This window comes from Pseudomonas sp. LjRoot71, from assembly GCF_964253255.1.
Taxonomy (GTDB): domain Bacteria; phylum Pseudomonadota; class Gammaproteobacteria; order Pseudomonadales; family Pseudomonadaceae; genus Aquipseudomonas.
Map to the genome: position 1 here is coordinate 4,047,290 of NZ_CAXURA020000001.1, position 20,099 is coordinate 4,067,388.

Genomic DNA, 20,099 nt, shown 5'->3' on the forward strand with positions numbered 1-20,099 from the left:
GACAGTATGAAATTCAGTGAACAATGGCTGCGCAGCTGGGTAAACCCTGCTGTTTCGCGTGATGAACTAGTGGCCCGCCTGTCCATGGTTGGCCTGGAAGTGGACGCAGTTACACCGGTCGCTGGCCTGTTCAGCGGTGTTGTCGTGGGTGAAATCCTTAGTGCCGAGCAGCATCCGGATGCCGACAAGTTGCGTGTGTGCCAGGTCAGTAATGGCAGCGTCAGCTTCCAGGTGGTCTGCGGCGCACCTAATGCCCGCGCCGGTATCAAGATTCCCTTCGCCATGATCGGCGCTGAGTTACCGGGTGACTTCAAGATCAAGCAGGCCAAGCTGCGTGGCGTGGAGTCCCAGGGGATGCTCTGCTCTGCCTCCGAACTGCAGATCAGTGAAGACAACAGCGGTCTTATGGAGCTGGCGACCGATGCTCCGGTCGGGCAGGACATTCGTGTATATCTGGGCTTGGACGATGCCAGTATCGAAATCGGCCTGACTCCTAATCGGGGGGATTGCCTGTCTTTGGCTGGTCTGGCTCGCGAAGTGGGTGCCATCTACGGTGCATCGGTGGCGCCAGTCTCGGTTGCTCCGGTTGCCGTAGCTCATGATGAAGTGCGTCCGGTCGAAGTGCTTGCCTCCAAGGCGTGCCCGCGTTATCTGGGTCGCGTCGTTCGTAACGTCGATCTATCCAAGCCAACGCCGCTGTGGATGGTCGAGCGCCTACGGCGTTCCGATATCCGTAGCATTGACGCCGCCGTAGATATCACCAACTACGTGATGCTTGAGCTCGGCCAGCCGATGCACGCCTTCGATCTCGCTGAGATCAATGGTGGTATCTGCGTGCGCATGGCGGAAGAGGGCGAGAAGCTGGTTCTGCTGGATGGTCAGGAGGTCAGCCTGCGTGCCGATACTCTGGTGATCGCTGACCACGATCGCGCTCTGGCCATCGCTGGCGTGATGGGCGGCGAACACAGTGGTGTGAGCGGTAAGACCGCAGACCTGTTCTTGGAAAGCGCATTCTTCGACACTATTGCAGTGGCTGGTAAGGCGCGTTCTTATGGCTTGCACACCGACTCTTCGCATCGTTTCGAGCGCGGTGTGGACTCGCAGCTGGCGCGTAATGCCATGGAGCGTGCGACTGCGCTGTTGCTGGATATTGTTGGCGGTGAAGCCGGTCCGATCATTGACGTAACCAGCGCTGCTGATCTGCCGAACGTCGCGCCAATCACCCTGCGTGCCGAGCGCATCACTCAGATGCTGGGTATGGATATGGATGGCGCAGAGGTCGAGCGTCTGCTTACCGCGCTGGGGCTGGGTGTAACTGCTCAAGGCGCAGGTCAGTGGCAGGTCAGTGTGCCGAGCCATCGCTTTGACATCAGCCTGGAAGTCGATCTGATCGAAGAGCTGGCGCGTCTGTATGGCTACAACCGCTTACCGGTTCGCTATCCGCAAGCGCGCTTGGCTCCGCAAGCCAAAGCTGAAGCTGCGGTTGAGTTGCCCGCCTTGCGTCGTCTATTGGTTGCGCGTGGTTACCAGGAAGCCATCACTTACAGCTTTATTGATCCCAAGTTGTTTGAGTTGTTCAGCCCCGGCGTTCAGCCATTGTTGCTGGCCAACCCGATTTCTGCCGACATGGCAGCCATGCGTTCTTCGCTATGGCCGGGCTTGGTTAAAGCGCTTCAGCACAACCTCAATCGCCAGCAGGCACGTGTCCGTCTGTTTGAAAGTGGCCTGCGCTTTGTTGGCCAGCTTGAAGGGTTGAAGCAAGAGCCAATGCTGGCAGGTGTTGTGTGCGGTACGCGCTTGCCGGAAGGTTGGGCGCATGTGCGTGATAGTGTCGATTTCTATGATGTAAAGGCGGATGTTGAAGCGTTGTTGGGCAGTGCCGGTGCGGGTGGCAGTTTTGCATTCGTGCCAGGCGAACATGCCGCATTGCATCCGGGGCAGACGGCTCGAATTGAGCGGGAAGGGCGCGTTATGGGCTTCTTCGGCGCCATTCATCCTGAGCTTGCCAAGGCACTGGGGTTGGATCAGCCCGTATTCATGTTTGAGCTGGTATTGAGTGAAATCACTCAAGGGTTGATGCCGAAATTCCAGGAGCTGTCCAGGTTCCCTGAAGTGCGGCGCGATCTTGCATTGCTGATTGATCGTGACGTACCTGCGCAGGATCTGCTCAGAGCCATTCGCAGCGCAGCTGGCGAGTGGTTGACTGACCTCAAGCTATTTGACGTGTATCACGGTAAAGGCATTGATCCTCATAGAAAAAGCCTTGCCGTTGGCTTGACCTGGCAGCATCCATCGCGCACTCTTAATGACGATGAGGTGAGTACCACAACGCAAAATATTCTCACCTCCCTGGAACAAAGGTTCAACGCCACGTTAAGGAAGTAGCGTATGGGGGCTCTGACGAAAGCTGAGATGGCGGAACGTCTGTATGAAGAGCTGGGCCTGAATAAACGGGAAGCCAAGGAGTTGGTGGAGTTGTTCTTTGAGGAAATCCGCCAAGCGCTGGAGCTCAACGAACAGGTCAAGCTCTCGGGGTTCGGTAATTTTGATCTGCGCGATAAGCGTCAGCGCCCCGGTCGCAATCCAAAAACAGGAGAGGAAATCCCGATCACGGCTCGCCGTGTCGTGACTTTCCGTCCAGGCCAGAAACTTAAAGCCAGGGTCGAGGCGTATGCTGGAACCAAGTCATAACGACGAACTGCCCGCGATACCCGGCAAGCGTTACTTCACCATTGGTGAAGTCAGCGAGCTGTGTGCAGTCAAACCGCATGTTTTGCGCTACTGGGAGCAAGAATTCCCACAGCTCAACCCAGTCAAGCGGCGTGGTAATAGGCGCTACTATCAGCGTCAGGATGTTCTGATGATTCGGCAGATTCGCGCGCTATTGTACGATCAGGGGTTTACCATTGGCGGGGCGCGTCAGCGCCTCTCAGGTGATGAAGCCAAAGACGACAATACGCAGTACAAGCAGCTCATCAAACAGATGATTGCCGAGCTTGAGGATGTACTGTTGGTGCTTCGCAAGTGACATCACGGAAGCAAAAAAAACTTCCACAATTCAGCAGCTTATTGTAGAGTCCTCACCGCTTCCGGTAACACGGAAGCATCGTCGGGGCGTAGCGCAGCCCGGTAGCGCACTTGCATGGGGTGCAAGGGGTCGAGTGTTCGAATCACTCCGTCCCGACCATATACCTCAATGACTTAGCCACCTCTGGGTGGCTTTGTTATTTATGGGGCCAGTGACTTTCCAAGTGACTGCCCTAAATTTGCCTCCTTTTCAGAATCGTCAGTGCCGGGGCGCGACTGTCGGTTACTGACACCTTGTTGGTCGCATCAATCAGCTGGTCTAGCTCCGCCGCAGGGTAGTGGCTGGTGATGCTTCCGTTCTTGTGGCTCAATAGGATCTTGCGATCCTCTTCGGTTACTCCCGCCGCCCTGAGCCGTCTGCCAAACGTGTGCTTGAGGTCGTGAATCCGCAGTGATCGATAACCAGGGCGGGCTGGTGTGCCGTGGCCTTTCTCCCACTTCGCAGCAGCTCTTATAGTCATTGACCTAGGGATTTCTGTCCCTATAATGCGCAGCTCTTCAGGCGTAAGCGGGTCCTTAAGCTTCTTATAAAACAAGAAGTTATATTTAAATAAGGGCTTGCAAAGCAGCGAAAGTTGCGTAGGATGCGCCACCTCTTCAGGTGGTGGTGTTTGAGTCTGAAGAGGTTCGGTCAGGTAGATCGAAAGCGGTAAAAGAGGCGGTTGACAGTGGTTTGAAACGCTGTAGAATTCGCCTCCCGCTGACGAGAAGCTAGATGTTGATCGAAGGCGCAAGTGGTTGAGATTGAAAAGAAATTTTCAAAATCACTTGACGAGGAATGAGGCTGCTGTAGAATGCGCGCCTCGGTTGAGACGAAAGACTTAACCAACCGCTCTTTAACAACTGAATCAAGCAATTCGTGTGGGTGCTTGTGAGGTAAGACTGTTAGTCGCAAGATTATCAGCATCACAAAGCAACACTCGTTAATTCGAGAGTTACCTCTCATTAAATTGAGAGTTTTGCGATTGCTGAGCCAAGTTTAGGGTTTTCTCAAAACCCAAGCAGTATTGAACTGAAGAGTTTGATCATGGCTCAGATTGAACGCTGGCGGCAGGCCTAACACATGCAAGTCGAGCGGTAGAGAGAAGCTTGCTTCTCTTGAGAGCGGCGGACGGGTGAGTAATGCCTAGGAATCTGCCTAGTGGTGGGGGATAACGTTCGGAAACGGACGCTAATACCGCATACGTCCTACGGGAGAAAGCGGGGGATCTTCGGACCTCGCGCCATTAGATGAGCCTAGGTCGGATTAGCTAGTTGGTGAGGTAATGGCTCACCAAGGCGACGATCCGTAACTGGTCTGAGAGGATGATCAGTCACACTGGAACTGAGACACGGTCCAGACTCCTACGGGAGGCAGCAGTGGGGAATATTGGACAATGGGCGAAAGCCTGATCCAGCCATGCCGCGTGTGTGAAGAAGGTCTTCGGATTGTAAAGCACTTTAAGTTGGGAGGAAGGGTAGTAACCTAATACGTTGCTACTTTGACGTTACCGACAGAATAAGCACCGGCTAACTTCGTGCCAGCAGCCGCGGTAATACGAAGGGTGCAAGCGTTAATCGGAATTACTGGGCGTAAAGCGCGCGTAGGTGGTTCAGTAAGTTGGAAGTGAAATCCCCGGGCTCAACCTGGGAACTGCTTTCAAAACTGCTGAGCTAGAGTACGGTAGAGGGTGGTGGAATTTCCTGTGTAGCGGTGAAATGCGTAGATATAGGAAGGAACACCAGTGGCGAAGGCGACCACCTGGACTGATACTGACACTGAGGTGCGAAAGCGTGGGGAGCAAACAGGATTAGATACCCTGGTAGTCCACGCCGTAAACGATGTCAACTAGCCGTTGGAATCCTTGAGATTTTAGTGGCGCAGCTAACGCATTAAGTTGACCGCCTGGGGAGTACGGCCGCAAGGTTAAAACTCAAATGAATTGACGGGGGCCCGCACAAGCGGTGGAGCATGTGGTTTAATTCGAAGCAACGCGAAGAACCTTACCTGGCCTTGACATGCTGAGAACTTTCCAGAGATGGATTGGTGCCTTCGGGAACTCAGACACAGGTGCTGCATGGCTGTCGTCAGCTCGTGTCGTGAGATGTTGGGTTAAGTCCCGTAACGAGCGCAACCCTTGTCCTTAGTTACCAGCACGTTATGGTGGGAACTCTAAGGAGACTGCCGGTGACAAACCGGAGGAAGGTGGGGATGACGTCAAGTCATCATGGCCCTTACGGCCAGGGCTACACACGTGCTACAATGGTCGGTACAAAGGGTTGCCAAGCCGCGAGGTGGAGCTAATCCCATAAAACCGATCGTAGTCCGGATCGCAGTCTGCAACTCGACTGCGTGAAGTCGGAATCGCTAGTAATCGTGAATCAGAATGTCACGGTGAATACGTTCCCGGGCCTTGTACACACCGCCCGTCACACCATGGGAGTGGGTTGCACCAGAAGTAGCTAGTCTAACCTTCGGGAGGACGGTTACCACGGTGTGATTCATGACTGGGGTGAAGTCGTAACAAGGTAGCCGTAGGGGAACCTGCGGCTGGATCACCTCCTTAATCGAAGACTTCAGCTTCTTCATAAGTCCCCACACGAATTGCTTGATTCATTGCGAAAGACGATTGGGTCTGTAGCTCAGTTGGTTAGAGCGCACCCCTGATAAGGGTGAGGTCGGCAGTTCGAATCTGCCCAGACCCACCAATTGTTGTGGGGTGAGGCCTTAGATGTAATTGGGGCCATAGCTCAGCTGGGAGAGCGCCTGCCTTGCACGCAGGAGGTCAGCGGTTCGATCCCGCTTGGCTCCACCACTTACACCCTCGTTTAGAGTTCAGAAATGAACGTTCCTGCATAGGCAGATGAATGTTGATTTCTGGTCTTTGGCCAGTAAGAAAATCGTTCTTTAAAAATTTGGGTATGTGATAGAAGTGACTGATTAATTACTTTCACTGGTAATTAATCTGGTCAAGGTAAAATTTGTAGTTCTCAATTGCAAATTTTCGGCGAATGTCGTCTTCACGTTAGAGACAGTAACCAGATTGCTTGGGGTTATATGGTCAAGTGAAGAAGCGCATACGGTGGATGCCTTGGCAGTCAGAGGCGATGAAAGACGTTGTAGCCTGCGATAAGCTCCGGGGAGTCGGCAAACAGACTTTGATCCGGAGATCTCTGAATGGGGGAACCCAGCCAGCATAAGCTGGTTATTACACACTGAATACATAGGTGTGTAAGGCGAACCAGGGGAACTGAAACATCTAAGTACCCTGAGGAATAGAAATCAACCGAGATTCCCTTAGTAGTGGCGAGCGAACGGGGACTAGCCCTTAAGTTGATTTGAGAATAGTGGAAGGCTCTGGAAAGTGCCGCCGTAGTGGGTGATAGCCCCGTACACGAAATTCTCTTATTAATGAAATCGAGTAGGACGGAGCACGAGAAACTTTGTCTGAATATGGGGGGACCATCCTCCAAGGCTAAATACTACTGACTGACCGATAGTGAACTAGTACCGTGAGGGAAAGGCGAAAAGAACCCCGGAGAGGGGAGTGAAATAGATCCTGAAACCGTATGCGTACAAGCAGTGGGAGCCCACTTGTTGGGTGACTGCGTACCTTTTGTATAATGGGTCAGCGACTTATATTCAGTGGCAAGCTTAACCGAATAGGGGAGGCGTAGCGAAAGCGAGTCTTAATAGGGCGTTTAGTCGCTGGGTATAGACCCGAAACCGGGCGATCTATCCATGGGCAGGTTGAAGGTTAGGTAACACTGACTGGAGGACCGAACCGACTACCGTTGAAAAGTTAGCGGATGACCTGTGGATCGGAGTGAAAGGCTAATCAAGCTCGGAGATAGCTGGTTCTCCTCGAAAGCTATTTAGGTAGCGCCTCGTGTATCACTGCTGGGGGTAGAGCACTGTTTCGGCTAGGGGGTCATCCCGACTTACCAAACCGATGCAAACTCCGAATACCAGCAAGTGTCAGCACGGGAGACACACGGCGGGTGCTAACGTCCGTCGTGAAAAGGGAAACAACCCAGACCGTCAGCTAAGGTCCCAAAGTTATGGTTAAGTGGGAAACGATGTGGGAAGGCTTAGACAGCTAGGAGGTTGGCTTAGAAGCAGCCACCCTTTAAAGAAAGCGTAATAGCTCACTAGTCGAGTCGGCCTGCGCGGAAGATGTAACGGGGCTCAAACCATACACCGAAGCTACGGGTTCAACGTAAGTTGAGCGGTAGAGGAGCGTTCTGTAAGCCTGTGAAGGTGAGTTGAGAAGCTTGCTGGAGGTATCAGAAGTGCGAATGCTGACATGAGTAACGACAATGGGAGTGAAAAACTCCCACGCCGAAAGACCAAGGTTTCCTGCGCAACGTTAATCGACGCAGGGTGAGTCGGCCCCTAAGGCGAGGCAGAAATGCGTAGTCGATGGGAAACGGGTTAATATTCCCGTACTTCTAATTACTGCGATGGAGGGACGGAGAAGGCTAGGCCAGCACGGCGTTGGTTGTCCGTGTTTAAGGTGGTAGGCTGATTTCTTAGGTAAATCCGGGAAATCAAGGCCGAGAACTGATGACGAGTTATCTTTTAGATGACGAAGTGGTTGATGCCATGCTTCCAGGAAAAGCTTCTAAGCTTCAGGTAATTAGGAACCGTACCCCAAACCGACACAGGTGGTTAGGTAGAGAATACCAAGGCGCTTGAGAGAACTCGGGTGAAGGAACTAGGCAAAATGGCACCGTAACTTCGGGAGAAGGTGCGCCGGTGAGGGTGAAGTATTTACTACGTAAGCCCATGCCGGTCGAAGATACCAGGCCGCTGCGACTGTTTATTAAAAACACAGCACTCTGCAAACACGAAAGTGGACGTATAGGGTGTGACGCCTGCCCGGTGCCGGAAGGTTAATTGATGGGGTTAGCTAACGCGAAGCTCTTGATCGAAGCCCCGGTAAACGGCGGCCGTAACTATAACGGTCCTAAGGTAGCGAAATTCCTTGTCGGGTAAGTTCCGACCTGCACGAATGGCGTAACGATGGCGGCGCTGTCTCCACCCGAGACTCAGTGAAATTGAAATCGCTGTGAAGATGCAGTGTATCCGCGGCTAGACGGAAAGACCCCGTGAACCTTTACTATAGCTTTGCACTGGACTTTGAGTTTGCTTGTGTAGGATAGGTGGGAGGCTTTGAAGCGTGGACGCCAGTTCGCGTGGAGCCATCCTTGAAATACCACCCTGGCAACCTTGAGGTTCTAACTCTGGTCCGTTATCCGGATCGAGGACAGTGTATGGTGGGTAGTTTGACTGGGGCGGTCTCCTCCTAAAGAGTAACGGAGGAGTACGAAGGTGCGCTCAGACCGGTCGGAAATCGGTCGTAGAGTATAAAGGCAAAAGCGCGCTTGACTGCGAGACAGACACGTCGAGCAGGTACGAAAGTAGGTCTTAGTGATCCGGTGGTTCTGTATGGAAGGGCCATCGCTCAACGGATAAAAGGTACTCCGGGGATAACAGGCTGATACCGCCCAAGAGTTCATATCGACGGCGGTGTTTGGCACCTCGATGTCGGCTCATCACATCCTGGGGCTGAAGCCGGTCCCAAGGGTATGGCTGTTCGCCATTTAAAGTGGTACGCGAGCTGGGTTTAGAACGTCGTGAGACAGTTCGGTCCCTATCTGCCGTGGACGTTTGAGATTTGAGAGGGGCTGCTCCTAGTACGAGAGGACCGGAGTGGACGAACCTCTGGTGTTCCGGTTGTCACGCCAGTGGCATTGCCGGGTAGCTATGTTCGGAAAAGATAACCGCTGAAAGCATCTAAGCGGGAAACTTGCCTCAAGATGAGATCTCACTGGAACCTTGAGTTCCCTAAAGGGCCGTCGAAGACTACGACGTTGATAGGTTGGGTGTGTAAGCGCTGTGAGGCGTTGAGCTAACCAATACTAATTGCCCGTGAGGCTTGACCATATAACACCCAAACAATTTGATGTTTGCGTGTCTCTATGAAGACTGCAACAGCCGAAAATCTGCAAGACTACAAACCAAGACATCACATACCCAATTCGGGATAGCGTCTCACGACGACATCCCAGCTGAATCGCTTGACGACCATAGAGCATTGGAACCACCTGATCCCATCCCGAACTCAGTAGTGAAACGATGCATCGCCGATGGTAGTGTGGGGTTTCCCCATGTGAGAGTAGGTCATCGTCAAGCACCTACACCAAAACCCCCGATCAGGTAACTGATCGGGGGTTTTACTTTGTGCCGCGAAAACAACGCGCGCACACGTGAACCGTTGATAGGCAATGATACGGCGTGTGGCATTGTTGGCGTTAGCGCACCCGTCGGGCACGCCAATACCCAATACTTAGTTGATTGCGTCGCTAAGTGCTTTTGCCGGAACGTATTTGACAACTTTCTTTGCAACAATCTGCAGCGTCTTACCCGTCTGTGGGTTACGGCCTGTGCGCGCTGGTCGTTCAGTGACCTTGAGTTTGCCTATGCCGGGCAGGGTGATTTCATCACCATTTTCCAGGGCGTCTGAGACTATTTCGCTGAGCTGCTCAAGGGCTGCGCGTACTGTGCTTTTCGGTGTGTCGATAGCCTCGGCAATATCGCTGATCAGTTGGTCTTTAGTGATGGCCACGGGGTGACTCCTTTGTGTGAAAGATTGGCGCCTTCGGTACTGTCAAGCGCTCTTAATCATGGGGTGTGGATTTTAACGGAAAAGGCTGAGTAACTTTTATCAGGCTTTCTTGGCGTGGTCTAAGCTCATGCTACTTGGCAATTACCTAGGAGAGCCAGCATGCTTCGCGCCTTCGCTGATTTGGGGTTCCGTTGGAAAATTGCGTTACCTATTTTTCTGTTGGCGGTATTGCTGGTGACCATGGGTTTTCTGGGGATGCGCGGTATTACCCAGGTTGCAGATTCCAGCACGAAATTAACCAATCGATTCTTGCCGGGCATCAGTCTGTTGCTGAATGCTGATCGTGATCTTTACCAGGCTTTTGTAGCAGAGCGTAGTTTGCTTGATGAGGCAGTTGGTGAGCGTGTAGCTGCGCTGACTGATGCGCATACGGAGAATCTACAGCAGGCTTATGATCGGGTGCACAAGTTTGCCGCGATGCAGCCTGGTAGCGAGGCGATGCAGTTGGTTGGTCAATTTGATGCCGGCTTTGAGCGTTGGAAAGCTACGTCTCAACAGGTGCTGAAGCTGGCGGCTAGCGACCCGCAGGCGGCCAGTGTTTTGAGTTTCACAACCAGCGAAGAGCAATTCGAGGCCATGCGCACGGCCATCGACAAACTGGGCGAAATGGATGATCAGGCCGCCAATGCTGAAGGATTGGCAGCGATCAAGTTGGGCGAAACCCTGAGTTGGCAGCAAGGTTTGATCGTTGCGATTGGGCTGGTTGTCTGCCTTGTACTGGTCGTTGGTTTTCCTATTCTGGTCACCGGGCCGTTACACAGCTTGCTCAATCGCATTGAGCAAATTGCCGATGGTGATGGAGATTTGCGGGTTCGTCTGGATGTGCTGTCTAACGATGAGCTGGGCAAGCTGAGTCATGCCTTCAATCGGTTCCTGGATAAGTTGCAGCCTTTGATAAAAGAGGTTGGCCGCGTGACCGGGGAGGTTGAAAGTTCTGCGCAGAGCCTGGCAGGCATGGCGGCAGCTAATGATCGGCTGATCAGCAGTGAGCATGCTGCCGTGGATCAGGTGAGTACAGCGGCTACAGAAATGAGCTCGGCTGTTCACGAGGTGGCGCGTAATGCGCAAAATGCAGCGGATGCTGCGCGTAGCGCGGAGGCTCAATCGCGGGAAGGTGCACAGGTGGTTGGTGCGACAATCAACTCGATTCGCCAACTGGCCCAAGAAGTAGAGAGTGCTTCGGCCACCATTCAAACGCTGGAGCAGGAAGCCGCGAATATTGGCGCGGTACTGGCGGTTATCAGGGGGATTGCTGAGCAGACCAATCTGCTGGCTCTGAACGCAGCGATCGAAGCTGCGCGTGCTGGTGAACAGGGGCGTGGATTCGCTGTCGTGGCGGATGAGGTACGGGCCCTGGCTGCTCGTACGCAGGACTCGACCAAGGACATCCAGGTCATGATCGAGCGGCTGCAGATTGGTGTGCAAAACGCAGTCAAGGCAACACACTCTGGGAGTAGCAAGGCGCGGCAGAGTGTCGAGCAGGCGGCAGGCGTGGATCAGGCGCTTACAGACACCAGTGATTCAGTGCAGCGAATCAATGATATGACGGCACAGATCGCCACTGCCTGTGAAGAGCAGAGCAGCGTGACAGAGGAAATTGCCCGCAACATCAGTGATATTCGCGACCTTTCCAATGAGGCCGCGCAGACTTCTGAGCAGAGCGCACAAGCGAGTCAGCGTCTTTCAGAGTTGTCACAGGGGTTAACCAAGTTGGTTGGTCGGTTCCGCGTCTGATAGCCGATTCAATGGGCTAAGTGGTTGAAACGGTTGTAACTTCAATTCAAGCCGGTACAATGGCGCGGCTCACTTCTAGTGAGCTGCGTTATGGTGGCCCTGCCGGTCCCCTCGCAACGATCAGCCGTGAACCCGGTCAGGCCTGGAAGGGAGCAGCCGCAGCGGTGACATTGTGTGCCGAGGTGTGGCTGGTGGGGTTGCCTCCATCTACTGGCTCGTGAATGTGCAGATTTACCTAGCACCATGCGCTAGCATCAATTTCTTCTCTCTTATCCTCTATATTCCTGAATGGCTGCGGCCAGTTTTAGCTGCTGCGCGCATATATTCTGCCGTCTACCTGAGTGCCTCTCTTGCGTGTGCGGCTCTGCTAAGCAGTATCTGATGGATAGGCAAGACCCGGCCCAGGGCGGGGTCTCTGCCTTATGCCTTATCTCAGTCGGCGTGATAGCTGAGCACACTGTCCTGCTCTTTGAGTGCTTTGCGCATATCGGCGGGGATGCTGCCGGAGCGCATGGCGAGTTCCAGTCGGATGTCTTCTAGGCTTTGTGCAAAGGCTTGCGGATCTGCACGCTGGGCGGCGCTGAGTACGCGGCTGTAGGCGGTTGTGTCACTGGCATCCAGCAGCGAGAGGATAACGCCACCATCTGGGCGCGGTGGGCTGAAGGTAGCGCGTAGCGGCGCAAACAGCTGTTCAACAAGTTCGCGGTTAAGGCTATCCATGACGATGCTCCATCCTGAGGGTGATTGATTCAGACCTCAGGATGGCGTGATGGTTCGTCTGTCTGCGCTTTAGGCGGTCAAGGATTGGCGTGCGCGCTCAATCACTTGTTGCAGATGTGCACCGCTGTACTGGCCAGGGTAAAGGCGCTGGCTATGCTGGGCGATGCCAGCATGGTTAACGATAGTGAAGCTGAAACTGCCTTTGCGAGCAGCCAGGATTCGGCAATCAAAGGGTGCAAATGCACTGGATAGGGTGCGAATGGCATCCTGAATTTGGTGTTGTGTATTCATTTTTTTGGTACTTCCTAAAACAACGTGCGCGTCATTGCGCTGAATAAAGCTCCAGGCTGTCGACTTGTTGGGTCGATTGCATGTTTGGTTTGGAGCTGGACTGCGCGCACAAGTTCCCGTTGGGGGGAATGTGTGCGGGTCGGTACTTCGGAGGCGGGCTTGAATCAGCGCTTGCGCGTGATGGCCAGATCAGTCAGCAGGTTGGGGTCATGGGCGAGAGCTGTACGGCATTGATGGGGCAATGCGCTCTTCGCCTGGAAACCAGCAAGGTGGGCCAGAAGGCCTAATTGACTTACAGCGTGGTACGAACGGCGTGCATGGTAATCGAATGATCAAATTTTCGCCAGGATAATCTGTGGTCTGGTTTACCTCCTGCCGCATGCAGGCTGAGCATCGGATGCAATTTGCCCCATGCTCCGTTAGGATTAGCCCACTTTTGCTTTCCTCTCGTGACGGGTTTCGATGAGTTATCAGGTTCTTGCACGCAAGTGGCGTCCGCGCTCGTTCAACGAAATGGTTGGTCAAACCCATGTGCTCAAGGCGCTGATCAATGCGCTTGATAGCCAACGTTTGCACCACGCCTATTTGTTCACGGGCACACGTGGCGTGGGCAAGACCACCATTGCGCGGATTATCGCCAAGTGTCTGAACTGTGAAACGGGAATCAGCTCGACCCCCTGTGGTGTGTGTTCGATCTGCCGGGAAATCGACGAAGGGCGCTTTGTCGACCTGATTGAGGTCGACGCTGCCAGTCGCACCAAGGTTGAAGACACGCGTGAGCTGCTGGACAACGTGCAGTACTCACCCAGCCGTGGACGTTTCAAGGTCTACCTGATCGACGAAGTGCACATGCTCTCCACCAGCTCGTTCAACGCGTTGCTGAAGACCCTGGAGGAGCCGCCGCCTCACGTTAAATTCCTTCTGGCCACCACAGACCCGCAGAAATTACCGGTTACTGTGCTGTCGCGCTGCTTGCAATTCTCGCTGAAGAACATGCCACCAGAGCGTGTGGTTGATCACCTGACCCATGTGCTGACGGCAGAGCAGATTCCGTTCGAGAACGATGCACTGTGGTTGCTGGGCCGTGCGGCAGACGGCTCCATGCGTGATGCCATGAGCCTCACTGACCAGGCAATTGCCTTTGGCGAAGGCAAGGTGCTTGCAGCTGATGTGCGGGCCATGCTGGGTACGTTGGACCATGGCCAGGTCTATGGTGTGCTGCACGCTTTGCTGGAGGGCGATGCTCGCAGCCTGATCGAGGCGGTGCGACACTTGGCCGAGCAGGGCCCTGACTGGAGTGGTGTGCTAGCTGAACTACTCAATGTGTTGCACCGTGTGGCTATTGCTCAGGCTTTGCCCGAGGCAGTGGACAACGGCCAGGGTGACCGTGAAAGGGTGCTGGAACTGGCGCGAGTTCTGCCCAGCGAAGATGTGCAGTTCTATTATCAGATGGGCTTGATCGGTCGCCGAGACCTGCCTCTGTCACCTGATCCACGCAGCGGCTTCGAGATGGTGCTGCTGCGCATGTTGGCGTTCCGCCCGGCGGATACCCACGATGCGCCCAGGGTGGCACTAAAGCCGCTGGGGATTAGCCAGGCCACTGCTGATCCCGCGACCAACCCAGTGGCCGGTGCGGCTATGCCAGCACCGGTCAATGTTGTTCCTACGCCAGTAGCCCCTGTTACTGTTGTTGCTACGCCGCTGCCGCCTGCCGCGGCGGCACCCGTGCAGGTGATGGATTCTCCCGAACCCGAACCCGAACCCGAACCCGACCCCGTTGCTGTTGAACCAGCGCCTGAACTATGCGTCGAGGCAGCTGCTGCGCCGGTCGTTGAGCCGGAGGTGACCGTCAGCGATCTGCCCTGGGAAGAGCCGCAAGCGACCCCGGCAATGGTTGTTGAGCCTGTTGCGGAACTTGTAGCGCCGGCGCCAGTTGTGCTGGCGGAGCCTGAGCCGGAGCGTGCTGCTGCAGTATCTGCTGCGTCTGCAGCCGAAGCTGATGATGACGAGCCGCCCCTGGGCGACTATGACTATGTCGAAATGGATGCCGAGTCATTCGAATATGACTTCGATGCCGTCGAGCCTGAGCCAATGGTCGAGCCGCAAGTGCTGCCAGCCGCACAGCCGGCCACCGGTCTGGCTGCCGATTGGCTGGAGTTATTCCCCAAGCTTGGTCTGTCGGGGATGACCGGGAGCATTGGCGCCAACTGCACGCTGATTTCTGTCGAAGGCGATAGCTGGCTGCTGCATCTGGATCCTGCCCATTCGGCGTTGTTCAACCCAACCCAGCAGCGCCGCCTGAACGATGCGCTCAACCAGTTTCATGGCCGCGAACTCAAGGTGCAGATCGAGTTACGCAAGCCTGAACAGGAAACCCCGGCGCAGGCTGCCGCACGCAAAAGGGCCAATCGCCAGCGTGAGGCCGAAGCATCGATTCACCAGGATCCAGTGATCCAACAAATGATTCAGCAGTTCGCCGCGGTTATTCGGGCGGACAGCATTGAACCCCTGGATATTTCCGTTAACCCCTGATTACCGAGGATTCGCAGCATGATGAAAGGTGGCATGGCCGGCCTGATGAAGCAGGCGCAGCAGATGCAGGAAAAGATGCAAAAGATGCAGGAAGAGTTGGCCAATGCTGAAGTCACCGGGCAATCCGGTGCCGGTCTGGTCAGCGTGGTGATGACTGGTCGGCATGACGTCAAGCGCATCAATCTGGACGACAGCCTGATGCAAGAAGACAAAGAAGTGCTGGAAGACCTGATCGCCGCTGCCGTGAACGATGCAGTGCGCAAAGTCGAGCAGAACAGCCAGGACAAGATGGCTGGCATGACCGCCGGTATGCAGCTACCGCCTGGCTTCAAAATGCCGTTCTAAAGCCTCTGTGGCCGGCCTGTTCTGTACTGTCCAGGCTGGCCGCTATGCTTCCATCCCCAATCGCCGTTGCCCTTGAGTTGCCCTGCCATGAGCTTTAGCCCGCTGATTCGTCATCTGATTGACTCGTTGCGCACCCTTCCCGGGGTTGGGCAAAAGACGGCTCAGCGGATGGCTTTGCAGCTGCTTGAGCGTGATCGACATGGCGCACTACGCCTGGCACAAGCGCTGACCCAGGCGATGGAGGGTGTCGGTCACTGCAAGCAGTGCCGTAGCCTGAGCGAAGACGAGGTGTGCCAGCTATGCCTCGATCCGCGGCGTGATGACAGCCTGCTGTGTGTGGTTGAGGGGCCCATGGATGTCTACGCAGTCGAGCACACGGGCTTTCGCGGGCGTTACTTCGTGCTCAAGGGGCATCTGTCTCCGCTTGATGGCCTGGGGCCGGAAGCCATTGGTATTCCCGAGTTGCTGGCGCGTATCGCGGCTGGTTCCTTCAGCGAAGTGATTCTGGCGACCAACCCGACTGTGGAGGGTGAGGCAACGGCTCACTATATTGCCCAGCTACTGGCCGGCAAGGGGCTGATCGCCTCGCGCATTGCCCACGGCATGCCGCTGGGCGGCGAGCTTGAGTTGGTGGATGGCGGAACCCTGGCACATTCGATTGCCGGAAGGCGGCCGATTCTGCTCTGACGCAACTTCCGGCGGCTTGATTGCCCTTACACATGGCATGATCCTCTTCTTGTAAACCAAGCAAGCGCTTGGTAATTTCCCTGAAACCTCAGTGGAAATACCCTCATGTCTGCTTTTCAGGAATATTTTGATGAGTCCCACCAGTTGGTGCGTGATTCCGTCAGGCGTTTTGTTGACCGGGAAATCCTGCCGCATATCAGTGATTGGGAAGAGGCCGAGGAGTTTCCTCGCGAGCTTTATCTCAAGGCCGGTGCCGCCGGGATTCTCGGCATCGGTTACCCGGAAGCTTTCGGCGGCAGCCATGAGGGTGATGTATTTGCCAAAGTGGCAGCCAGTGAGGAACTGATGCGTTCAGGTTCTGGTGGCCTTGTGGCTGGTCTGGGCTCTCTGGATATCGGCTTGCCGCCGGTGGTCAAGTGGGCCAAACCTGCGCTGCGTGATCGCATCGTGCCGCAGGTGCTGGCGGGCGAGAAGATCATGGCCCTGGCAGTGACCGAACCTTCTGGCGGCTCTGATGTGGCCAATCTGAAAACCCGCGCCGTGCGTGACGGCGATTATTACCGCGTGAGCGGCAGCAAGACCTTTATCACCAGCGGGGTGCGGGCGGATTACTACACCGTGGCCGTACGCACTGGTGGCGATGGCTTTGCAGGTGTCAGCCTGTTGTTGGTCGAGAAGGGCACGCCAGGTTTCACTGTCGGCCGCAAGCTGAAGAAAATGGGCTGGTGGGCGTCCGACACAGCCGAGCTGTTCTTCGATGATTGCAAGGTGCCGGTGGACAACCTGATCGGTGCGGAAAACATGGGCTTTGCCTGCATCATGGCCAACTTCCAGAGCGAGCGCCTGTCGCTGGCGATCATGGCCAACATGACGGCGCAATTGGCGCTGGAAGAATCGATGCGCTGGGCCAAGGAGCGAGAGGCGTTCGGTAAGCCCATCGGCAAGTTTCAAGTGCTCAAGCATCGCTTGGCCGAGATGGCGACCCAACTGGAGGTTTCTCGAGATTTCACCTACCGGCAGGCGGCAAAAATGGCGGCCGGCAAAAGTGTGATCAAGGAGATTTCCATGGCTAAGAACTTTGCCACGGACATTGCCGACCGACTGACCTACGATGCTGTGCAGATCATGGGGGGCATGGGTTATATGCGCGAAAGCCTGGTGGAGCGCTTGTACCGCGACAATCGTATTCTCTCGATTGGCGGTGGTTCGCGGGAGATCATGAACGAGATCATCAGCAAGCAGATGGGGCTGTAGCCCGCTTACAAATTGCAGATAAAACAAACCCCGCGAGCGCGGGGTTTGTTTTCAAGCGGACAGGGGCTTAGGCCACCTGTACCTCTTCAGCTTGCATACCTTTCTGACCGCGGGCGGCCACGTAGGTAACAGTCTGGCCTTCTTTCAGGCTTTTGAAACCGTCGCTTTGGATAGCTTTGAAGTGCACGAACAGGTCATCGCCACCGTTAGTCGGGGTAATGAAGCCGAAGCCTTTTTCATCGTTGAACCATTTGACGGTGCCAGTTTCGCGATTTGCCATGGTGTGTCTCTTAAATCGATACGAATTGCGGTGCCAGAGTGCTCATAGCACCTATGCGGTTTTGCTGATAACTACAGTTCAGCTCGACCATCATAGGCCGTTTTCACCCTGAGTGTTGGGCTTAACGTTAATTATTCATGTTTTTCTCAGGGTTAAACCCGGCGGGCCGCTATTTACCTGGGCTGTCGGGCAGTTTTTCTCTGCTCGCCGTAGCCATTGTTACGCTTTTTAGGCCGAGCTGCGCAGGCGCGCCAGGTCGCGTAGTGGTGGTGCGCCGAATAAACGGCTGTATTCGCGGCTGAACTGTGAGGGGCTTTCATAGCCCACCCGGTAGCTGGCTGAAGCGGCCTCCAGGCCCTCGCAGAGCATCAGACGCCGCGCCTCTTGCAGGCGTAGCTGCTTCTGGTATTGCAGGGGGCTGAGGGCGGTGACGGCCTTGAAACGGTGATGCAAGGTCGAGGTGCTGAGATTGACCTCGCGGGCCAGGTCTTCGATGCGCAGTGGTTTGTCGAAGTGCAGGTTCAGCCATTCAATGGCGCGGTTGATGCGCTGGCCCTGGCTGTCCGCAATGGCAATCTCGTGCAGGCGGTGGCCCTGCGGGCTGTGCAGCAGGCGGTAGAAGATCTCGCGCAGGGCCAGCGGTGCAAGCATGGCGATATCGCGTGGAGTTTCCAGCAGGCGCAGTAAGCGCAGTACGGCATCGAGCAGCGAGTTATCCAGGCGATCAAGGTAGAGCGCTCGGTGCGAACCTGGGTTGGGTACGCCGATGGGGCCGCTGTCGGCAATCAGGCTGGTAATCAGCGCTGGATCAATCTCCAGGCGCAGGCTCAGGTAGGGATGTTCGGGCGTGGCATCGGTCACCTGGCCGGTGACCGGCAGGGTAACGGAGGCCACTAGATAATTCAGTGGGTCGTAGGTGTACTGCTCGCCAGCCAGACGCACATCCTTGCGGCCCTGGGCAATGATGCACAGGCAGGGGCGATAGAGTGTTGGGATTGGCAGGCTGGGCTGGGTTGCGCAGGCCAGGTCGAGGCCCGCTATCGCGGTGCCATGCAAACCATCGCCTGGGCACTGCCGTTGGATCAAAGCCGCCAGTTCGGCCTGACGCTGGACCAGGCTGTCGTCGAGAAGAGAGGGCATTGGGCAAGGCTCCTGTGATTGTCAGCAGCGTATCCCGGTTTTTCAGGCAAGTCTGCTGTGCGCGTATCGCCTTGCAGGATCAGGCAATTATTCGCCATCAATAGGCAATCAGGCTGCTTTTGTCTTTTTTAGAACGCGCTATGCAGGTGTTGGTGATTAGTCCTTGCATAGCGGGTTTGCAGTTTTAGGCAATAATTTGCCAGGAATCGTCTAACCCTGAGTGCGCCATCTCGCTGAATCTGTTGTTGTCGCGGCAGCCTTTGCCGCTTACCCGCAGAGGATTCGGCCATGTTGAATATTCAAGACAAAGTCATTCTGATCACCGGTGCCAGCAGTGGTATTGGCGAAGCGTGTGCACGCTTATTGGCTGAGAAGGGTGCGCAGTTATTGTTGGGTGCACGACGCACCGAACGCCTGGAGCAACTGGTTGGCGAGATCCGCGCAGCGGGCGGCCATGCCGATTATCGTCGTCTGGACGTGACCAGCCAGGCGGACACCCAGGCGTTTGTCGATGCCGCCCTGGCGCAGTATGGGCGTGTCGATGTGCTGATCAACAATGCCGGGGTCATGCCGCTGTCGCGCCTGGATGTGCTGAAGGTCGATGAGTGGAACCGCATGATCGACGTGAATATTCGTGGTGTTCTGCATGGCATCGCCGCTGCACTACCGGTGATGCAGCGTCAGCACAGCGGTCAGTTCATCAACATCGCCTCCATCGGGGCTTACAGCGTGGTGCCGACCGGTGCGGTGTACTGCGCTACCAAGTACGCGGTGCGCGCCATCTCCGAGGGGCTGCGCCAGGAGGTGGGCGGCGATATTCGCGTGACACTGGTATCGCCGGGCGTGGTTGAGTCAGAGCTGGCGGAGAGTATTTCCGATGCGCCGAGCCGTGAGGCGATGAAGGCGTTCCGTCAGGTTGCCATTACCCCGGACGCGATTGCCCGCGCCATTGCCTATGCCGTCGAGCAGCCGGCGGATGTTGATGTCAGCGAGCTGATCGTGCGGCCGACTGCCAGCCCTTATTGAGGCTGTATCTCTGGAGAGCAAGCCGATGCTAAGCCATACCGCAGTTCTACATGCCAGGGCAGGACGCACCGAGCAGTTGGGGTTGTGTCTGCATGGCTTGCGTGAATCCATGCAGCCCCTTCCTGGATGCCTAGGTGTTGAGGTGCAGCAACTGCCGGATGATGCGACGCAGTGGCTGTTGCAAAGCCGCTGGCAATCGACAGCGACGTTGCAGGCATTCTTCGCCGCGCCGCTGTTGCAGCAGGTGCTCGACCAGGCTTTGCAGCAAGGCCTGCTGCAGCGCTTGCAGTGTGAGGCCACTTGAACAGCAGAACGCCCCGGCACGCTAAGCA

General features: G+C 55.5%; 15 protein-coding genes, 3 tRNA genes, 3 rRNA genes, 1 other RNA gene and 2 pseudogenes. 18 read left to right on the forward strand and 6 right to left on the reverse strand.

Going from position 1 to position 20,099, the window contains the following annotated elements; all coding sequences use genetic code 11:
• The first annotated feature begins 6 nt into the window (after positions 1-6).
• The 4 genes from pheT to ACSQ17_RS19185 all read left to right on the forward strand — a co-directional run bounded on the left by pheT (position 7) and on the right by ACSQ17_RS19185 (position 3,187).
• Positions 7-2,385 (forward strand): phenylalanine--tRNA ligase subunit beta, encoded by a 2,379-nt coding sequence (gene pheT, locus ACSQ17_RS19170; protein ID WP_436070134.1) that lies wholly within the window; start codon positions 7-9, stop codon positions 2,383-2,385.
• A 3-nt stretch (positions 2,386-2,388) separates the two neighbouring features.
• Positions 2,389-2,691 carry an integration host factor subunit alpha gene (ihfA, locus tag ACSQ17_RS19175; RefSeq protein WP_003243414.1) on the forward strand — a complete coding sequence of 101 codons (303 nt, stop codon included), beginning with the start codon at positions 2,389-2,391 and terminating at the stop codon, positions 2,689-2,691.
• The gene (locus ACSQ17_RS19180) at positions 2,672-3,028 is read left to right on the forward strand and encodes a MerR family transcriptional regulator (RefSeq protein ID WP_108489042.1); all 357 of its coding nucleotides are present in this window, start codon (positions 2,672-2,674) and stop codon (positions 3,026-3,028) included. Before ihfA ends, ACSQ17_RS19180 begins: the two co-directional genes overlap by 20 nt.
• 82 nt (positions 3,029-3,110) lie before the next feature.
• A tRNA-Pro gene (locus ACSQ17_RS19185) sits at positions 3,111-3,187 on the forward strand.
• 73 nt (positions 3,188-3,260) lie between these two features.
• Here ACSQ17_RS19185 and ACSQ17_RS19190 read toward each other — a convergent pair.
• Positions 3,261-3,542 (reverse strand): annotated as a pseudogene (locus ACSQ17_RS19190) (tyrosine-type recombinase/integrase); the annotation flags it as partial.
• Positions 3,543-4,096: 554 nt separating this feature from the next.
• Between ACSQ17_RS19190 and ACSQ17_RS19195 the strand changes: the two are divergent.
• The 5 genes from ACSQ17_RS19195 to rrf all read left to right on the forward strand — a co-directional run bounded on the left by ACSQ17_RS19195 (position 4,097) and on the right by rrf (position 9,265).
• Positions 4,097-5,633, forward strand: a 16S ribosomal RNA gene (locus tag ACSQ17_RS19195).
• 65 nt (positions 5,634-5,698) lie between these two features.
• A tRNA-Ile gene (locus ACSQ17_RS19200) sits at positions 5,699-5,775 on the forward strand.
• 31 nt (positions 5,776-5,806) lie between these two features.
• A tRNA-Ala gene (locus tag ACSQ17_RS19205) sits at positions 5,807-5,882 on the forward strand.
• Between the two features lie 244 nt (positions 5,883-6,126).
• Positions 6,127-9,016 (forward strand): 23S ribosomal RNA (locus ACSQ17_RS19210).
• A gap of 133 nt (positions 9,017-9,149) precedes the next feature.
• Positions 9,150-9,265, forward strand: a 5S ribosomal RNA gene (gene rrf, locus ACSQ17_RS19215).
• Together the 16S, 23S and 5S rRNA genes with 2 tRNA genes alongside form the textbook arrangement of a ribosomal RNA operon.
• Before the next feature lie 154 nt (positions 9,266-9,419).
• Here rrf and ACSQ17_RS19220 read toward each other — a convergent pair.
• Entirely contained in the window at positions 9,420-9,698 is a 279-nt protein-coding gene (locus ACSQ17_RS19220; RefSeq protein WP_436070135.1) for an HU family DNA-binding protein, read from the reverse strand.
• A 159-nt stretch (positions 9,699-9,857) separates the two neighbouring features.
• Between ACSQ17_RS19220 and ACSQ17_RS19225 the strand changes: the two are divergent.
• The 3 genes and pseudogenes from ACSQ17_RS19225 to ffs all read left to right on the forward strand — a co-directional run.
• Positions 9,858-10,586, forward strand: a pseudogene (locus ACSQ17_RS19225) (MCP four helix bundle domain-containing protein); the annotation flags it as partial.
• Positions 10,587-10,787: 201 nt separating this feature from the next.
• Positions 10,788-11,492 carry a methyl-accepting chemotaxis protein gene (locus ACSQ17_RS19230; protein ID WP_436070521.1) on the forward strand — a complete coding sequence of 235 codons (705 nt, stop codon included), beginning with the start codon at positions 10,788-10,790 and terminating at the stop codon, positions 11,490-11,492.
• A 100-nt stretch (positions 11,493-11,592) separates the two neighbouring features.
• Positions 11,593-11,689, forward strand: an RNA gene (gene ffs, locus ACSQ17_RS19235) — signal recognition particle sRNA small type.
• 235 nt (positions 11,690-11,924) lie between these two features.
• Here the strand turns inward: ffs and ACSQ17_RS19240 are convergent.
• Both ACSQ17_RS19240 and ACSQ17_RS19245 read right to left on the reverse strand, forming a co-directional pair.
• Positions 11,925-12,212: a DUF3509 domain-containing protein gene (locus ACSQ17_RS19240; RefSeq protein ID WP_436070136.1), complete on the reverse strand. Its 288-nt coding sequence runs from the start codon at positions 12,210-12,212 to the stop codon at positions 11,925-11,927.
• A gap of 69 nt (positions 12,213-12,281) precedes the next feature.
• A complete protein-coding gene (locus ACSQ17_RS19245) occupies positions 12,282-12,503 on the reverse strand; it encodes a hypothetical protein (protein ID WP_436070137.1) in 222 nt (73 codons plus the stop codon).
• 462 nt (positions 12,504-12,965) lie between these two features.
• Here ACSQ17_RS19245 and dnaX point away from each other — a divergent pair, with 462 nt between their 5' ends.
• The 4 genes from dnaX to ACSQ17_RS19265 all read left to right on the forward strand — a co-directional run bounded on the left by dnaX (position 12,966) and on the right by ACSQ17_RS19265 (position 17,321).
• The gene (gene dnaX, locus ACSQ17_RS19250; protein WP_436070138.1) at positions 12,966-15,035 is read left to right on the forward strand and encodes a DNA polymerase III subunit gamma/tau; all 2,070 of its coding nucleotides are present in this window, start codon (positions 12,966-12,968) and stop codon (positions 15,033-15,035) included.
• An 18-nt stretch (positions 15,036-15,053) separates the two neighbouring features.
• Positions 15,054-15,380 carry a YbaB/EbfC family nucleoid-associated protein gene (locus tag ACSQ17_RS19255; RefSeq protein WP_233685197.1) on the forward strand — a complete coding sequence of 109 codons (327 nt, stop codon included), beginning with the start codon at positions 15,054-15,056 and terminating at the stop codon, positions 15,378-15,380.
• An 87-nt stretch (positions 15,381-15,467) separates the two neighbouring features.
• Entirely contained in the window at positions 15,468-16,067 is a 600-nt protein-coding gene (gene recR / locus ACSQ17_RS19260; RefSeq protein ID WP_436070139.1) for a recombination mediator RecR, read from the forward strand.
• Between the two features lie 105 nt (positions 16,068-16,172).
• Positions 16,173-17,321: an acyl-CoA dehydrogenase family protein gene (locus ACSQ17_RS19265; RefSeq protein WP_436070140.1), complete on the forward strand. Its 1,149-nt coding sequence runs from the start codon at positions 16,173-16,175 to the stop codon at positions 17,319-17,321.
• Positions 17,322-17,388: 67 nt separating this feature from the next.
• Here ACSQ17_RS19265 and ACSQ17_RS19270 read toward each other — a convergent pair whose 3' ends face one another.
• Positions 17,389-17,601, reverse strand: coding sequence for a cold-shock protein (locus tag ACSQ17_RS19270; RefSeq protein ID WP_069516724.1), 213 nt, complete (start codon positions 17,599-17,601; stop codon positions 17,389-17,391).
• Between the two features lie 228 nt (positions 17,602-17,829).
• Positions 17,830-18,741: an AraC family transcriptional regulator gene (locus tag ACSQ17_RS19275; protein WP_436070141.1), complete on the reverse strand. Its 912-nt coding sequence runs from the start codon at positions 18,739-18,741 to the stop codon at positions 17,830-17,832.
• A gap of 288 nt (positions 18,742-19,029) precedes the next feature.
• Here ACSQ17_RS19275 and ACSQ17_RS19280 point away from each other — a divergent pair, with 288 nt between their 5' ends.
• Positions 19,030-19,767, forward strand: a complete 738-nt coding sequence (locus ACSQ17_RS19280; protein WP_436070142.1) for an SDR family oxidoreductase — start codon at positions 19,030-19,032, stop codon at positions 19,765-19,767.
• 25 nt (positions 19,768-19,792) lie between these two features.
• Positions 19,793-20,071, forward strand: a complete 279-nt coding sequence (locus ACSQ17_RS19285; RefSeq protein ID WP_436070143.1) for a putative quinol monooxygenase — start codon at positions 19,793-19,795, stop codon at positions 20,069-20,071.
• Positions 20,072-20,099: the final 28 nt, after the last annotated feature.

Bases quoted from the DNA above. Each gene is read 5' to 3' on its own strand.
- pheT (WP_436070134.1), top strand. From the start codon at position 7: ATGAAATTCAGTGAACAATGGCTGCGCAGCTGGGTAAACCCTGCTGTT.
- ihfA (WP_003243414.1), top strand. From the start codon at position 2,389: ATGGGGGCTCTGACGAAAGCTGAGATGGCGGAACGTCTGTATGAAGAG.
- ACSQ17_RS19180 (WP_108489042.1), top strand. From the start codon at position 2,672: ATGCTGGAACCAAGTCATAACGACGAACTGCCCGCGATACCCGGCAAG.
- ACSQ17_RS19230 (WP_436070521.1), top strand. From the start codon at position 10,788: ATGAGCTCGGCTGTTCACGAGGTGGCGCGTAATGCGCAAAATGCAGCG.
- ACSQ17_RS19240 (WP_436070136.1), bottom strand. From the start codon at position 12,212: ATGGATAGCCTTAACCGCGAACTTGTTGAACAGCTGTTTGCGCCGCTA.
- ACSQ17_RS19245 (WP_436070137.1), bottom strand. From the start codon at position 12,503: ATGAATACACAACACCAAATTCAGGATGCCATTCGCACCCTATCCAGT.
- dnaX (WP_436070138.1), top strand. From the start codon at position 12,966: ATGAGTTATCAGGTTCTTGCACGCAAGTGGCGTCCGCGCTCGTTCAAC.
- ACSQ17_RS19255 (WP_233685197.1), top strand. From the start codon at position 15,054: ATGATGAAAGGTGGCATGGCCGGCCTGATGAAGCAGGCGCAGCAGATG.
- recR (WP_436070139.1), top strand. From the start codon at position 15,468: ATGAGCTTTAGCCCGCTGATTCGTCATCTGATTGACTCGTTGCGCACC.
- ACSQ17_RS19265 (WP_436070140.1), top strand. From the start codon at position 16,173: ATGTCTGCTTTTCAGGAATATTTTGATGAGTCCCACCAGTTGGTGCGT.
- ACSQ17_RS19270 (WP_069516724.1), bottom strand. From the start codon at position 17,601: ATGGCAAATCGCGAAACTGGCACCGTCAAATGGTTCAACGATGAAAAA.
- ACSQ17_RS19275 (WP_436070141.1), bottom strand. From the start codon at position 18,741: ATGCCCTCTCTTCTCGACGACAGCCTGGTCCAGCGTCAGGCCGAACTG.
- ACSQ17_RS19280 (WP_436070142.1), top strand. From the start codon at position 19,030: ATGTTGAATATTCAAGACAAAGTCATTCTGATCACCGGTGCCAGCAGT.
- ACSQ17_RS19285 (WP_436070143.1), top strand. From the start codon at position 19,793: ATGCTAAGCCATACCGCAGTTCTACATGCCAGGGCAGGACGCACCGAG.